Below are 13,700 nucleotides of genomic sequence, written 5' to 3'. Positions count from 1 at the left end.
AATGAAAAATATTTGTTTTCTCATCGGGGATATTAACCATTCAGGGGGTACTGAACGGGTAACGACTTTGATTGCGAACACATTAGACAAAAAGCAGAATAATATTTTCGTATTATCGTTGAGCAATGGTGATAAACCTTTTTTTGAACTGAATAAAGATATACGCGTAGACGCTTTATTTGAAGAAAAAGTCTCCATGAAAAAGCATTTTTTCCAATGCGTTAAACGAATTAGAAAATTTTTAATTAAAAACAAAATCGATACATTAATTGTTGTGGATAGTATAAGTTGTGTATTTACCGTTCCAGCATGTATGGGTATTAAAATTAATCATATTTGTTGGGAACACTTTAATTTAAAGGTAAATCTAGGTTCATCTTTTAGGTCTTTAGGGCGGTGGATGGCGGCACATTGGTGTGACAAGATTGTAACGCTCACCGACAGAGATAAACAGTTTTGGGAGAATAAGTTTAAGCTGAAAGGTACTGATCAAGTAATTGCAATACCTAACCCTAGTCCTTATAGCTTACAAAATAATATTCCTCACTTGTCCAATAAAACGATACTGTGTGTGGGTCGCTTAACATACCAAAAAGGATTTGATCTGTTAATTGAAGCATGGAGTCAAGTTGCTCATGAGCTTACAGGTTGGCAGATACTCATTGTGGGGGGAGGAGAGGATGAAAAAATGCTCAAATCTCTGGCAGCTCAAAAAAATGTTTCTGATAGCCTGATTTTTTTAGGTCAACAAAAAAATATGGATCAATTTTATCGACAGGCATCTTTTTTTTGTATGAGTTCTCGTTTTGAAGGTTTGCCTATGGTTTTGCTTGAAGCCCAAAGTTATGGTTTACCTATTGTGTCTTTTGACTGTGACACTGGTCCTGCTGAAATTATTACTCATGATATGAATGGGTATTTAATCAATCCTGATGATGTTACTGGATTGGCAATAGCATTGAGAAAATTATGTAACCTAGATGACATAAAATTTGGTGAAATGGTTGAAGCATCATTTGTTAACTCTAAAAAATTTGATATCAAGGAGATATCTACAATTTGGACTAGGGTAATTTGATGAAAATAAATACTAATATATTTCTGAGTATCTATGTATTTCTAGTATTTCTTTTCTTTACACTAGATTTAAATAGCTCATATGTGTTTTACGGTAATTTAGTTTTATTTATACCTGCACTTATTCTGTTTAGATTTGTTTTATACCCTAAGATTAGTGTAAAAAAACTATTATTTATAATGTTTTTAGTTGTATTTTGGGAAACTCTTGTTTTTATACAAAATACAAATACTTTATACGATAATTTAATTGTAAATACTCAGAGATCAATATTTCTATTTGTAGCATTTTTTCTAATATCAGATATTTTTGATAAAGTAAATATTAAGTCAATTTTAGCTTCTTTAAATGCTTATATAGTGTTTCTGAGTTGCATAGTTATTTTTCAATTCTTAGGTTTCTATATTTTAGGATTATCTTCTTCTGCCGTTGATATATCAGTACTATTAGGAGGTCAATTATCACGTTCATATTATATGGATGGGATGTATAGGCCTACAGGCTTGATGTCAGAGCCAGCAGCATTTGTTGGTGCACAAGTTGCATTATTATGTTTACAGTATCTAATATCTAAAAAAAATGATATACCGCGTATTTTCGGTATTTTGTCTGTGCTTTTATCCATGTCTTTTGCTGGGTTTATTATAATTGGTTTATATTGTTTAATAGTTTTTTCGAAGGGTATAAAGAATATTATATTTCTAGGTGTTCTAGGATTGTTGGCTTTTGTTGGTTTGGAACTGGTTGTTAAAGAACGTTTAGAGATATTAGGATCAGATAGTGATAATAGTAATAATGTTAAAATAGAAGCAATTAATTACTTTATATCTGATCCTATGCACATATTATTTGGTTATGGAAATATTGTGCGTAATCAAAGTACTCCTGTTTTTTTTGAAGGTGCTACTGATATTACTTTCTTTTTAGCAAGTATTGCTATTTTTGGTGTTATAGTAGGTGGATTAGTATTGCTAATATTCTTTTATTGGTTATTTAGAAGTAATTATACAAGTAAAGAAAAGATGATAGTGTTACTTCCATTGGTTAAATTGACTAATCCAGCATTAATTTTCTTTAGTGGTTTTATTATCTTAGCTATCAAGTTCAGTAAGAGAGAAAGATTATGAAGCTTCTATATTTAATCACGGGGCTTGGAGGTGGTGGCGCTGAAAAAGTGGTGTGTGACTTGGCCGATCAAATGTTTATCTTAGGTCATCAAGTTAAAATTGCCTATCTAACAGGGGAAATTTTAGTACGACCTAAAAGTATTGATATAGACCTAATATCTTTAGATTTGAATAATCTTTATGGATTATATTCAGCATCAAAAAAATATAAAAAACTAATTCAAGATTTTCAACCTGATGTTGTGCATTCACATATGGTACATGCTAACATTTTTGCACGTATCAATCGTATTGGCTGTGCAATACCAAAATTAATTTGTACTGCTCATAACTCTAACGAAGGTGGTCAGTTACGTATGCTCGCTTATAAGTTGACTAATTTTTTATCTAATCTTAATACAAATGTTAGTCAAGAGGCATCTGACTCCCTTATTTCAAAAGGAGCGTTTAATAAAAATAATTTAATTACAGTTTATAATGGTATAGATTTAAATAAGTTTCTTTTTTTAGATAAAAATATAAGTTCAAATGAATTAAGTTTTCTCTCTGTTGGACGTTTTAATGCACAGAAAGACTATCCAAACTTATTACATGCTATTGCCATTTTTCTTCAGAACCCACAACGAAAAAAATGTATATTTAAAATTGTTGGAGATGGTGAGCTTAGACCGCAGATAGAAGTACTAATTGAAAATTTAGATCTAAAGGATAATGTAATTTTGCTTGGACGCCGAGATGATATACCACAGTTGATGCAAGATGCAGATTTTTTTATTTTACCTTCAGCTTACGAGGGGTTTGGTTTAGTCGTTGCTGAGGCAATGGCATGTGGAACATTTGTTATTGCAACTAATAGCGGTGGCGTAGCTGAAGTCATGGGTGGTACAGGACTTTTAGTTCCTCCTCAAAATAGTGAAGCTTTAGCTCAAGCATTAAAACAAGCGGTTGAAAAAACATCTTTGGAGATACAAGAAAATAACTTAAAAGCACGTCGACGTGTGGAAGAATTGTTTTCTTTAGAAAAGTCTGTTCAAAATTGGTTAAAATTGTATGAGCAAAATTAAAACGATCGTAATGATTGGCACTACAGCTGCATGTTTTTACGGTTTTAGGTCAGAGCTTATAAAGAACTTAAACTTAAAAAATATTACTGTTTATGCATTTACTACCGACAATGATGCATTAGAACTAGAAAAAATTAGTGTGTTAGGCGCGATTCCTATCTCTTACCAGCTTAATCGAGGTGGTTTAAACCCTTTAGCAGATATGCTCGCAACTTATAAATTGGCACAACAAATCAAACAATTAAAGCCTGACTTAGTTTTTTCATATTTTGCTAAACCTGTCATATTCGGTACGCTCGCTGCAAAAATTGCCAAAGTTCCAAAAATTATAGGTATGCTTGAAGGATTAGGCTACACATTTACAGATCAACCGAATGGTTTAAGCTCAAAAACTAAACTCATTAAAGCTATTCAAGTTTTTTTATATAAACTTGCGCTACCAAAGTTAGATCAGTTAATTCTACTCAATCATGACGATAAAACAGACCTGCTCATAAATAATGATATAGAAGTCAAAGAAACATATATTTTAGGTGGTATCGGTCTAGATTTAAATCAGTATAAATATTCACCTGCAACAAAAGATTTACCAATACATTTTTTGTTCATTGGCCGACTTCTAAAAGAAAAAGGAATACATGATTTTATTGCTGCTGCTCAGATTGTAAAACAGAAATTTCCTCAAACAACGTTCACTGTATTAGGCGGAATTGATGAAGCAAACTTAGGCGCTTTAACCCAAGGTGAATTGACTCAGTCTATTGACCAAAACGTAATTGATTATCCTGGTCATGTTGAGAATATTGCTGAGTGGATTAAACAGTCTCATGTGTTTGTGCTGCCATCATATCGCGAAGGCGTCCCAAGAAGCACACAAGAAGCAATGGCAATAGGACGCCCAGTCATTACAACAGATGTCCCTGGTTGCCGAGATACGGTTATAGACGGTGTAAATGGTTTTTTAGTGCCCAAATGGAACCCACAAGCATTGGCAGAAAAAATGATTTATTTCATTGAGCATCCAGAGCAAGTTCGTATGATGGGTGATCAAAGCCATAAAATTGCGATTGAAAAGTTTGATGCAGAAAAAGTAAACCAGCGCTTATTAGAAATATTGGGAATTTAAAAATATGAAGGTCTTACTTACAGGCAGTAACGGTTTCTTAGGTCAATATTTGTCGCAATTTTTGGCTGAAAAAGGCTATTCTATTTTAGCGCATACACGTAAAGCTCAAACTTTTGACCATCCGAATATTCACAATATCAATTTTGATCTGAATGATAATTTAGACAACATTGATCTGAATCAAATTGAAGTTATTATTCACTGTGCAGGTCGTGCACATGTCATGAATGAAACTGCAGAATCACCACTTGAAGCATATCGCCAAACCAATGTACAAGGCACATTAAATCTTGCGAAAAAGGCTGTTAAGGTTGGGGTAAAGCGTTTTATTTACTTAAGCAGTATTAAAGTCAATGGTGAACAAACCGCGGCCCAGCCTTTTAAACCAAGCGATACCGTGAATACTGATGATCCCTATGGCTTATCTAAATATGAAGCAGAACAGGCACTACTTGAATTGTCTAAAAAAACCGGACTCGAAGTTGTTATTATTCGCCCAGTATTGATTTATGGGCCTAATGTAAAAGCCAACTTTAAAAGTATGGTGAACTTGGCAACTAAAAAACTCCCTTTACCGATTGGTTGCTTAGACAATAAACGCAGTATGGTGAGTGTTTATAACTTGGCAGACCTGATTCATACTTGTATGACTCATCCAAATGCCAACCGTGAAGTATTTTTAGCCAGTGATCAGGATGACATTTCAGTCAAACAATTATTTGAAAAATTAGCAAAATATCAAAATAATCAATTGCTAATGCTACCTGTACCAAAAAGCTTGATCGGTTTTCTAGCAAGCTTGGTGGGGAAAAAAGCAGTGGCTTCACGTCTATGTTCAGAACTGGTGGTAGATTCCACTAAAAATACACAACTTTTAGGTTGGACTGCACCATATAATGTTGATACAAGCCTAGAAAAAATGTTTAACACAGCGCATAAAAACTGAGCCTAGTCAAAAATATGTCCATGCTATCCCTTTTTATTTTCTTTTTACTCGCGTTTGCGATGACCTATTTCATGCGCGCCTACGCCCTAAAGAAAAATATAATAGATAATCCTAATGAACGTAGCTCCCACAGTATACCCACGCCCCGTGGTGGTGGTGTTGCGGTGGTGTGTAGCTACTTGTTGGCGCTGGCGGTGTTAATCTATAGCCAACAATTGACGCTACATATTGGTTTAACCCTAATAGCAGCGGGTTTTGTCATTGCCTTGCTTGGCTTTTTAGATGACCATGGTCACATCAATTCAATGCTGCGTTTAGCCGTACATTTCTTGGTAGCCATTGGCGTGGTGATCAGCTTGGGTGGCTTTAGCGAAGTTACGGCTTTTAATAGCCTGCAACTCGGCTTTATCGCCAATATCATTGCGGTACTATTTTTGGTGTGGTTGTTGAATCTATATAACTTTATGGATGGGATTAACGGCATTGCCAGTGTTGAAGCAATCACCACTGTCGTCAGTATGGCAATTTTGTATTATGTGCTAAATACCACATTAAACTCAGACATATTGTGGTTATTGGCAGCCTGTGTATTTGGCTTTTTACTGTGGAACTTTCCCAAGGCTAAAATTTTTATGGGCGATGCCTGTAGCGGGTTTCTCGGCCTCACTTTGGGTATTTTGGCGCTCATCGCCCTCAAAGAAAACTTGGTACTGTTTTGTGCGTGGATCATTTGCCTAGGTGTCTTTGTGGTCGATGCAACCTATACCCTCATAAAACGTGTGTTGAGCGGCTATAAAATGTATGATGCACATCGAAGCCATAGCTATCAAATTTTATCGCGCAAATGCGGGAGTCATACTCCCGTGACTTTAGCGGTTGCAGCAATTAATCTATTGTGGTTATTTCCTATCGCTTATATAACGGTTACACAAGCATGGGCGTACCCTGAATTGGCGGTATTGATTGCCTATATACCATTGTTAATTGTGGCTATAAAATTCAAGGCAGGACATGCAGATGCTTAATAAACCCAGCTTGTTAATTTTGGGTGCAGGTGGATATGGTTTGGCCGTTGCAGAAGCTGCAGAACTGAGTGGACAATGGCAAGAGATTATGTTTGCCGATGATCGTTGGCCTGCAACACAGCATGTGGCGGAATATAACATTGTTGCAAATATTGCCAGTTTGCATCAGTTAGACACCATGCATCTTCAAGCGATAGTGGCGGTGGGTAATAATGCTTTAAGATTGCAATGGCAACAAACCGTGTTGGGGCTAGGTATAGAATTGACATCGGTCATTCACCCACACAGCATGATTAGTCCAACAGCACAAATTGGCCTAGGGGTGAGTGTCATGGCAGGGTGTATAATTAGTCGTAAAACTGTGATCAACGATGGCGTAATTTTAAATATTGGTGCATTATTGGATCATGATGTTGTCATTGAAGCATTTGCCCATTTAAGTGTAGGGGTAAAAGTAGCAGGTGGTCAAAGAGTTGCTACACATTCATTTTTAGAGGTTGGAACCTGTATTCTGCATTAAAAATACGGTGTTTTAAAATTCAAATATTAATAATTGTATATCTATGAAATCCATAATTGAACTTGCTGTAGAATCCCCACGCTCAGTCAAACTTGCATTTTTGGTTGTTTTAGACTTCTGTGTTCTTCCTGTGCTGTTGTGGATGTGCTATGCCATTCGCCAGTTTGATTTAGGTGCAGAAGTTGTGCCTAATTTGGCCTATGGTTCAATTTGGGCAAGCGTGATTGCAGTTGTATCGCTGTTTATTTTCGGGGTGTATCGCTTTATTGTGCGCACCTACAGCGAACTGTTTATGGTCAAATTGGGGTTGGGAACTGCTTTGACTGTGGCAGGGCTATATGGCTTGGCTTACTTTACCGATGCCTTTATTCCCACTTCTATTCCACTTATGTTCGGCTTTCTCATGTTCGCATGGGTTTGGTTTAGCCGCGGTTTTATTCGCTTTATCGTGCGTTCTTATTTACAAGCCGATATACAAAAAAAACGTGTGGCGATTTATGGCGCGGGCAATGCAGGACAGCAAATTGCAGCAGCACTCTACAATTCCGATGAACACTTACCTGTGTTGTTTATTGATGATGATCCGTCACTCACTGGGCAACAGTTGGGCCGTTTAAAAGTCTATGATGCAGAAACAGCATTAAAAGTCATGCCGAAAAAGCATATTGATGAAATTTTGATTGCGTTGCCTTCGGTCGGACGTATGCGTAAAAGCGAGATCGTCAAATTCTTAGAGCCTGCACATATTAAAATTACCGAAATTCCAGGACTGACCAAACTAGTCGATGGTGAAATTCGCGTATCGGATATTCAGGAAGTCGATATTATTGACTTGCTCGGGCGTGACCCTGTGCCACCAGTACCCGAACTGTTGGCTAAAAATATTCAAAACAAAATGGTCTTGGTGACAGGCGCGGGTGGTTCCATTGGTTCTGAACTGTGTCGCCAAATTGTCAAAAATAAACCCAAAGCCTTGGTGATTTATGAACTGACCGAATTTGCGTTGTATAGCATTGAAAAAGAATTACGCTTAAATAGCGATGTCACGATTATCCCGATTTTAGGTTCAGTGCTCGATCAGGCCAAACTAGAACGGGTGATGGAGCAGTATAGGGTTCAAACCGTGTACCATGCGGCTGCTTACAAACACGTGCCTTTGGTAGAGTGCAACCCATTGGCAGGTCTGAAAAACAACGCGATTGGGACAGCATTTAGCTTAAATGCAGCGGTCAAAACAGGTGTAGAAACCTTTGTGCTCATTTCTACCGATAAAGCCGTGCGTCCAACCAATGTCATGGGGGCGTCTAAACGTATGGCAGAGTTGTATTGTCAGGCCATGGCAGAAGCGCAAGATCAGACCCAAATTAGCATTGTCCGCTTTGGGAATGTTTTGGGTTCATCGGGTTCGGTGGTGCCGTTGTTTAAACAGCAAATTGCCAAAGGTGGGCCTATTACCGTGACTCATCCTGAAGTCACCCGTTACTTTATGACCATTCCAGAAGCCTCGCAATTGGTGATTCAGGCGGGTGCTTTAGGTCAGGGGGGCGATGTATTCCTGCTGGATATGGGGGAACCTGTACGCATTCAGGACTTGGCCCGTCAAATGATTGCATTGAGTGGTTTAAAAGTACGAGAAACAGGCAGTCAGGAAGGTGATATTGAAATTCAATATTCAGGCTTACGTCCAGGCGAAAAACTCTACGAAGAATTGTTGATTGATGCCGATAATACCGAAGTGACACAACACAGCCGGATTTTGCGTTCTTATGAAAAAATGTATCCGTTGGATGAATTGTTGTTGGTGTTTGAGCGTATGCATGACTTAACCGCAATTCAAAGTGATATTGACTGGGCTTTAGCACAGCTTGAACACTATGTGGATGGTTATGTCCGTGGTAAAGAAGTCAAAGTAAATTAAAATATCGAGATCAGGTTAAGACATATGATTAAAAAAGCAATTTTACCCGTCGCAGGTTTAGGCACCCGTTTTTTACCTGCAAGCAAATCCATTCCAAAAGAAATGGTGACAGTAGTCGATCGTCCCGCAATTGAGTATGTGGTACGTGAGGCAGTTGAGGCTGGGATAGAACAAATTATTTTGGTGACTCATTCATCTAAAGCATCAATTGAAAACTATTTTGATCGTAATTTTGAGCTTGAAACAACTTTAGAACAAAAAAAGAAATTTGATTTGCTTAAGGAAATTACTGATATTTTACCGAAGCATGTGAGTGTGGTGAGTGTACGCCAACCGCAACCTTTGGGATTAGGTCATGCAGTGTTATGTGCCAAAGATATTGTGGGTAATGAAGCATTTGCAGTGTTATTGCCTGATGTACTGGTTAAGAACCAAAGCTGTGATAATGATTTGTCATTAATGATCCAGCGTTTTGAGCAGTCTCAAGCTGCTCAGATTATGGTAGAGGCAGTTCCTGACCATTTGGTTGATCAATATGGTATTGTAGATGTTGCGATTTCTCCGAATGAAGGGGAAAGTGCTATCATGCAGGGAATTGTTGAGAAACCTGCGATAGGTACTGCGCCATCCAATTTATCTGTGGTAGGGCGTTATATTCTACCTGCTGAGATTATGAGCCTATTGGAGAATACGCCTCGTGGTGCAGGAAATGAAATTCAGTTAACCGACGCAATTGCAGCTTTACAGCAAACTGAAACAGTTGAAGCGTATCGTATGAAAGGACAGACTTTTGACTGTGGGAGTAAGTTGGGCTATCTAAAAGCTGTATTGCATTATGGTATTGAGCATCCAAAACTGGGTGAAGATTTTAAGGGCTTAATCAAAGAATTAGCTCTATAATTTAGGGTTAATATTGATGAAAGTTGCTATTTTTGGTAATACTTTATATGCAGGCGTGATGTCTGCATTATTGTCTGAATCTGGACATTTTGTATATTGGTGTTCTCATATCAACCCAAATGAAAATGGTCAGCAATATTCTTTTCATGATGAAAGTGTCAGTCGATTACTTGAAAAACAACTCAGTAGTGGATTTCTGATTTATCGTGATCTGGATAGTATTCCTTTAGACATTGATGCTTACTTATTTAGTTTTAATCAAACCCAGGAACAACAAGTTTTTCAACTATTGGCATCACTAAAACAGCGTCCAATTATTCATCCTAAACTGATGATCAATGCATCTACCTTTGGCTTACATGGGACTGAGCATTTTCAACAAATTCTTTCTGAAGATGACTGGGCCTATTTACCAGATACCATCCAAGAGGGAAATGCGTTACAAAGTTTAACCCAGGCAAAACACTTAATCGTTGGATGCATAGAGACCGCAGTACAAAAAAAGATTAAAGAATTGTTAAGGCCTTTCTTCCCTTTGGAGCAGCAATATCTATTTATGCCAATTCTGGATGCTGAGTTTACCAAGCTGAGTATTTCTGGCATGTTGGCAACACGAATTAGCTATATCAATGATCTTGCTGTCGTGGCGGAAAAACTGGGGATTGACATTGCTTCAGTACGTCAGGGAATGGCTGCCGATAATCGCATTGGTTCAGCTTATTTATCTCCAGGCGCAGGTTTTGGCGGTGAGAATTTCTCACATGATATTTTAACCCTTGCCAATACTGTGGCAAATACAGGGGTTAAAAGTCAGTTGCTTGCGCAAGTTTGGGACATTAACGAACAGCAGAAAGAAATCTTATTTCGCAAACTGTGGAATTATTACCATGGTGACTTACATGGCAAGACAGTTGCGATTTGGGGTGCTTCATTTAAAGAAAATACCTCAAGTATTCAGCAGTCACCGATCCATCCCATGTTGGCAGCTTTATGGGCTCAAGGAGTCACGGTACGTTTACATGATCCACAAGCTTTAGATGAAATCGAAGCGATGTATGGGCAACGTGATGATCTTATTCTATGTAAAGACCAATATGTGGCCGTACAAGGTGTACATGGCTTATGTATTTTGACGGCATGGAAACAGTACTGGAGTCCTGACTTTAAGCAATTAATACAGTTGATGTCACACCCTTTGATTCTGGATGGTCGTAATATTTATGATCCGCATTATGTGAAAGCTCAGGGCTTTGCATATATGGGGGTGGGGCGTTAATTATGGTCAAAAATATCCAGCCATTTTTGTTAAAAGATCAGCAAGCGGTGATCGAAAATCTATCTGATTTACAGGAACAATCTAAAGAGACGCATCTTAATCAATTATTTGCAGCCGATCCTTTGCGTTTCCAGAAATTTTCAGTTGAATATGATCAACTTGTTTTAGATTTTAGTAAGCATCGAATTAATCAGCAGATTTTAGATGGGTTGGTTGATCTAGCCCAGACCCGAGATTTGGCGCAATGGATTAGAAAGCTATTTTCAATCGAGCAGATTAATTACACTGAACATCGGGCTGCTATGCATTGGGCATTGCGTTTGCCCAAATCTGAACAGGGTTGCTCTGAAATTAACCAACAGGTGCATACACAGTTAGCACGTATGTATGCTTTGGTTGAGAAAATTCATGCGGGACAATACCGTGGTGTGACGGGTGAAGTCATTCAGGATGTAGTGAATATTGGTGTGGGTGGTTCCGATTTAGGTCCATTAATGGTCACTCATGCGCTCTCAGACTATAAAACAACCACAAGTAAACCTTTAGGTATTCACTTTGTTTCGACCATGGATGGCAGTCAGCTTTCTGATTTGCTGCATCAATTACGGCCAGAAACCACTTTATTTATTATTTCGTCCAAGTCTTTTGGTACGATTGATACGCTTTCTAATGCCCAGACAGCACGTCAATGGTTAGAGAAGACATTAGGTGTAGACAATAATATTCTCAAACATCATTTTATTGGGGTTTCTACGAAACCAGACAAGATGACCGCGTGGGGTATTGCATCTGATCACCAATTATTATTATGGGATTGGGTTGGTGGTCGCTATTCCTTATGGTCCTGTATTGGTCTGCCGATTGCGCTGAGTATTGGGGTAGAGGGCTTTAAGCAACTATTAACTGGTGCTTATGCGATTGACCAGCATTTTCAAACAGCTCCATTTCACCAAAATATTCCAGTACTTATGGGATTGTTAGGTGTATGGAATAATAATTTTCTCGATATTCAGACTCATGCGGTACTGCCTTATGATGGGCGGTTAAAGTATTTCGCCGCATATTTACAACAGCTTGAGATGGAGTCAAATGGTAAATCCATCCAGCGGAATGGTGAGAAAGTGAGTTCAGCGACCTGCCCAATTGTCTGGGGAGAAGTTGGACCGAATGCGCAACATGCTTTCTATCAACTCTTACACCAAGGAACACATTCGGTCAGCTGTGATTTTATTGCGCCAGTGAAACGTTATAATGCCAACCAATTTACCTATGCTGAAAATGCAGAGGCCTTAGTTGAGCAACATCATTTGGCACTCTCAAATTGTTTAGCACAATCGCGTTTGCTCGCCTTTGGCAATCAGGCGCTCTCAGTAGATGAGCTAAAAGATTTACCTAGTTATAAGCAATATGAGGGTAATCAACCGAGCTCAACCATTCTATTAAAAGAGTTGAATCCCTATAGCTTAGGGATGCTTATCGCATTGTATGAACATAAAGTGTTTGTGCAATCTGTTTTATGGAATATCAATCCCTTTGACCAATGGGGTGTTGAAAAAGGTAAAGAAATCGCCAATCAACTATTACCAATTCTAAATGGTGAACAGGGTGATTTATCTGCATTTGATACCTCAACGCAAGGTCTACTTCGAATATTATTAGGAAAAACAGATGGCTAAGATTTTAGTGACAGGTGGTGCTGGCTATATCGGTTCTCATACTTGTGTTGAACTGCTAAATGCAGGGCATGAGGTGGTTGTATTTGATAACCTGTCGAATAGTTCTGAAGAATCTTTACATCGTGTACAGAAATTAACGAATAAGGATTTGGTTTTTGTTAAAGGTGACATCCGATTTGAACAAGAGGTTGATCAGGTGTTTCAAGACCACCAGATTGATGCTGTGATTCATTTTGCGGGTTTAAAAGCTGTTGGGGAAAGCCAGCAAATTCCATTGGTTTACTTTGATCACAATATCGCTGGCAGTATTCAGTTAATGAAGTCGATGGAAAAAGCAGGTGTATTTAGACTGGTGTTTAGTTCATCGGCAACGGTTTATGATGAAGCGAATATATCCCCATTGAATGAAGATATGCCAACAGGCATGCCAAGCAACAACTATGGCTATACCAAGCTCATCATTGAACAGATGTTGCAAAAACTGGCGCAGGCAGATTCACGTTGGTCGATTGCATTACTGCGTTATTTTAACCCTGTTGGCGCGCATAAAAGTGGTCAGATTGGGGAAGATCCTCAAGGCATTCCAAACAATCTCATGCCATATGTGACACAAGTGGCTGTTGGTCGTCGTGAGAAATTATCCATTTATGGCAATGACTATGACACGATTGATGGAACAGGTGTGCGTGATTATATTCATGTGGTAGATTTAGCCAATGCACATTTATGTGCGTTGAATAATCGCCTTGCTGCGCAGGGATGTCGTGCATGGAACATTGGCACAGGCAATGGTTCATCCGTATTACAAGTCAAAAACACCTTTGAGCAAATCAATGGTGTGCCTGTTGCGTTTGAATTTGCACCACGTCGTGCAGGTGATGTTGCCACTTCATTTGCAGACAATACGCGTGCATTGAGCGAGCTCGGTTGGCAGCCTCAATATACATTGGAAGATATGCTGGCGGATAGTTGGAATTGGCAGAAGCAGAATCCCAACGGCTTTAACTGAATGCTAAAGCAATAAAAGAGGAGCGATATGCTCCT

Annotated in this window: 12 protein-coding genes; all 12 read left to right on the top strand. The window is 38.5% G+C overall.

Annotation, left to right across the window (positions count from 1 at the left end; genetic code table 11):
- Position 1 precedes the first annotated feature (1 nt).
- From F973_RS00375 to galE, 12 genes are read left to right on the top strand one after another with little or no spacing between them, the layout of a single operon-like run.
- Positions 2 to 1,078, top strand: a complete 1,077-nt coding sequence (locus F973_RS00375) for a glycosyltransferase family 4 protein (RefSeq protein WP_004758619.1) — start codon at positions 2 to 4, stop codon at positions 1,076 to 1,078.
- The gene (locus F973_RS00370; RefSeq protein ID WP_004758616.1) at positions 1,078 to 2,205 is read left to right on the top strand and encodes a hypothetical protein; all 1,128 of its coding nucleotides are present in this window, start codon (positions 1,078 to 1,080) and stop codon (positions 2,203 to 2,205) included. The genes F973_RS00375 and F973_RS00370 overlap by 1 nt, the downstream gene beginning before the upstream one ends.
- Positions 2,202 to 3,269: a glycosyltransferase gene (locus F973_RS00365; RefSeq protein WP_004758614.1), complete on the top strand. Its 1,068-nt coding sequence runs from the start codon at positions 2,202 to 2,204 to the stop codon at positions 3,267 to 3,269. The genes F973_RS00370 and F973_RS00365 overlap by 4 nt, the downstream gene beginning before the upstream one ends.
- A complete protein-coding gene (locus tag F973_RS00360) occupies positions 3,256 to 4,395 on the top strand; it encodes a glycosyltransferase family 4 protein (RefSeq protein WP_004758613.1) in 1,140 nt (379 codons plus the stop codon). The genes F973_RS00365 and F973_RS00360 overlap by 14 nt, the downstream gene beginning before the upstream one ends.
- Positions 4,396 to 4,399: 4 nt before the next feature.
- Positions 4,400 to 5,341, top strand: coding sequence for an NAD-dependent epimerase/dehydratase family protein (locus F973_RS00355; protein WP_004758611.1), 942 nt, complete (start codon positions 4,400 to 4,402; stop codon positions 5,339 to 5,341).
- 14 nt (positions 5,342 to 5,355) lie between these two features.
- Positions 5,356 to 6,366: an MraY family glycosyltransferase gene (locus tag F973_RS00350; RefSeq protein ID WP_004758609.1), complete on the top strand. Its 1,011-nt coding sequence runs from the start codon at positions 5,356 to 5,358 to the stop codon at positions 6,364 to 6,366.
- On the top strand, positions 6,359 to 6,886 hold the full coding sequence (locus tag F973_RS00345) for an acetyltransferase (protein ID WP_004758606.1): 528 nt from the start codon (positions 6,359 to 6,361) through the stop codon (positions 6,884 to 6,886). The genes F973_RS00350 and F973_RS00345 overlap by 8 nt, the downstream gene beginning before the upstream one ends.
- Positions 6,887 to 6,929: 43 nt before the next feature.
- Positions 6,930 to 8,804, top strand: coding sequence for a nucleoside-diphosphate sugar epimerase/dehydratase (locus F973_RS00340; protein ID WP_004758605.1), 1,875 nt, complete (start codon positions 6,930 to 6,932; stop codon positions 8,802 to 8,804).
- A 24-nt stretch (positions 8,805 to 8,828) separates the two neighbouring features.
- Complete coding sequence (gene galU, locus F973_RS00335) at positions 8,829 to 9,704, top strand: UTP--glucose-1-phosphate uridylyltransferase GalU (RefSeq protein WP_004680119.1); 876 nt, start codon at positions 8,829 to 8,831, stop codon at positions 9,702 to 9,704.
- A 16-nt stretch (positions 9,705 to 9,720) separates the two neighbouring features.
- Positions 9,721 to 10,980 carry a UDP binding domain-containing protein gene (locus F973_RS00330; protein ID WP_004758604.1) on the top strand — a complete coding sequence of 420 codons (1,260 nt, stop codon included), beginning with the start codon at positions 9,721 to 9,723 and terminating at the stop codon, positions 10,978 to 10,980.
- A gap of 2 nt (positions 10,981 to 10,982) precedes the next feature.
- Positions 10,983 to 12,656: a glucose-6-phosphate isomerase gene (gene pgi / locus F973_RS00325; RefSeq protein WP_004758603.1), complete on the top strand. Its 1,674-nt coding sequence runs from the start codon at positions 10,983 to 10,985 to the stop codon at positions 12,654 to 12,656.
- Positions 12,649 to 13,665: a UDP-glucose 4-epimerase GalE gene (gene galE, locus F973_RS00320; RefSeq protein WP_004758602.1), complete on the top strand. Its 1,017-nt coding sequence runs from the start codon at positions 12,649 to 12,651 to the stop codon at positions 13,663 to 13,665. The genes pgi and galE overlap by 8 nt, the downstream gene beginning before the upstream one ends.
- The last annotated feature ends 35 nt before the right edge of the window (positions 13,666 to 13,700 follow it).

Origin of the sequence: Acinetobacter sp. CIP 102129 (assembly GCF_000368305.1) — a bacterium.
In the GTDB taxonomy this organism is placed as follows: Bacteria; Pseudomonadota; Gammaproteobacteria; order Pseudomonadales; family Moraxellaceae; genus Acinetobacter; species Acinetobacter parvus.
Note: the sequence above shows the minus strand (reverse complement) of the source record. Positions and strands in the feature narration are given on the sequence as shown.

Excerpts from the sequence above, each read along its gene's own strand:
- F973_RS00375 (WP_004758619.1), top strand. The coding sequence starts at position 2 with ATGAAAAATATTTGTTTTCTCATCGGGGATATTAACCATTCAGGGGGT.
- F973_RS00370 (WP_004758616.1), top strand. The coding sequence starts at position 1,078 with ATGAAAATAAATACTAATATATTTCTGAGTATCTATGTATTTCTAGTA.
- F973_RS00365 (WP_004758614.1), top strand. The coding sequence starts at position 2,202 with ATGAAGCTTCTATATTTAATCACGGGGCTTGGAGGTGGTGGCGCTGAA.
- F973_RS00360 (WP_004758613.1), top strand. The coding sequence starts at position 3,256 with ATGAGCAAAATTAAAACGATCGTAATGATTGGCACTACAGCTGCATGT.
- F973_RS00355 (WP_004758611.1), top strand. The coding sequence starts at position 4,400 with ATGAAGGTCTTACTTACAGGCAGTAACGGTTTCTTAGGTCAATATTTG.
- F973_RS00350 (WP_004758609.1), top strand. The coding sequence starts at position 5,356 with ATGTCCATGCTATCCCTTTTTATTTTCTTTTTACTCGCGTTTGCGATG.
- F973_RS00345 (WP_004758606.1), top strand. The coding sequence starts at position 6,359 with ATGCTTAATAAACCCAGCTTGTTAATTTTGGGTGCAGGTGGATATGGT.
- F973_RS00340 (WP_004758605.1), top strand. The coding sequence starts at position 6,930 with ATGAAATCCATAATTGAACTTGCTGTAGAATCCCCACGCTCAGTCAAA.
- galU (WP_004680119.1), top strand. The coding sequence starts at position 8,829 with ATGATTAAAAAAGCAATTTTACCCGTCGCAGGTTTAGGCACCCGTTTT.
- F973_RS00330 (WP_004758604.1), top strand. The coding sequence starts at position 9,721 with ATGAAAGTTGCTATTTTTGGTAATACTTTATATGCAGGCGTGATGTCT.
- pgi (WP_004758603.1), top strand. The coding sequence starts at position 10,983 with ATGGTCAAAAATATCCAGCCATTTTTGTTAAAAGATCAGCAAGCGGTG.
- galE (WP_004758602.1), top strand. The coding sequence starts at position 12,649 with ATGGCTAAGATTTTAGTGACAGGTGGTGCTGGCTATATCGGTTCTCAT.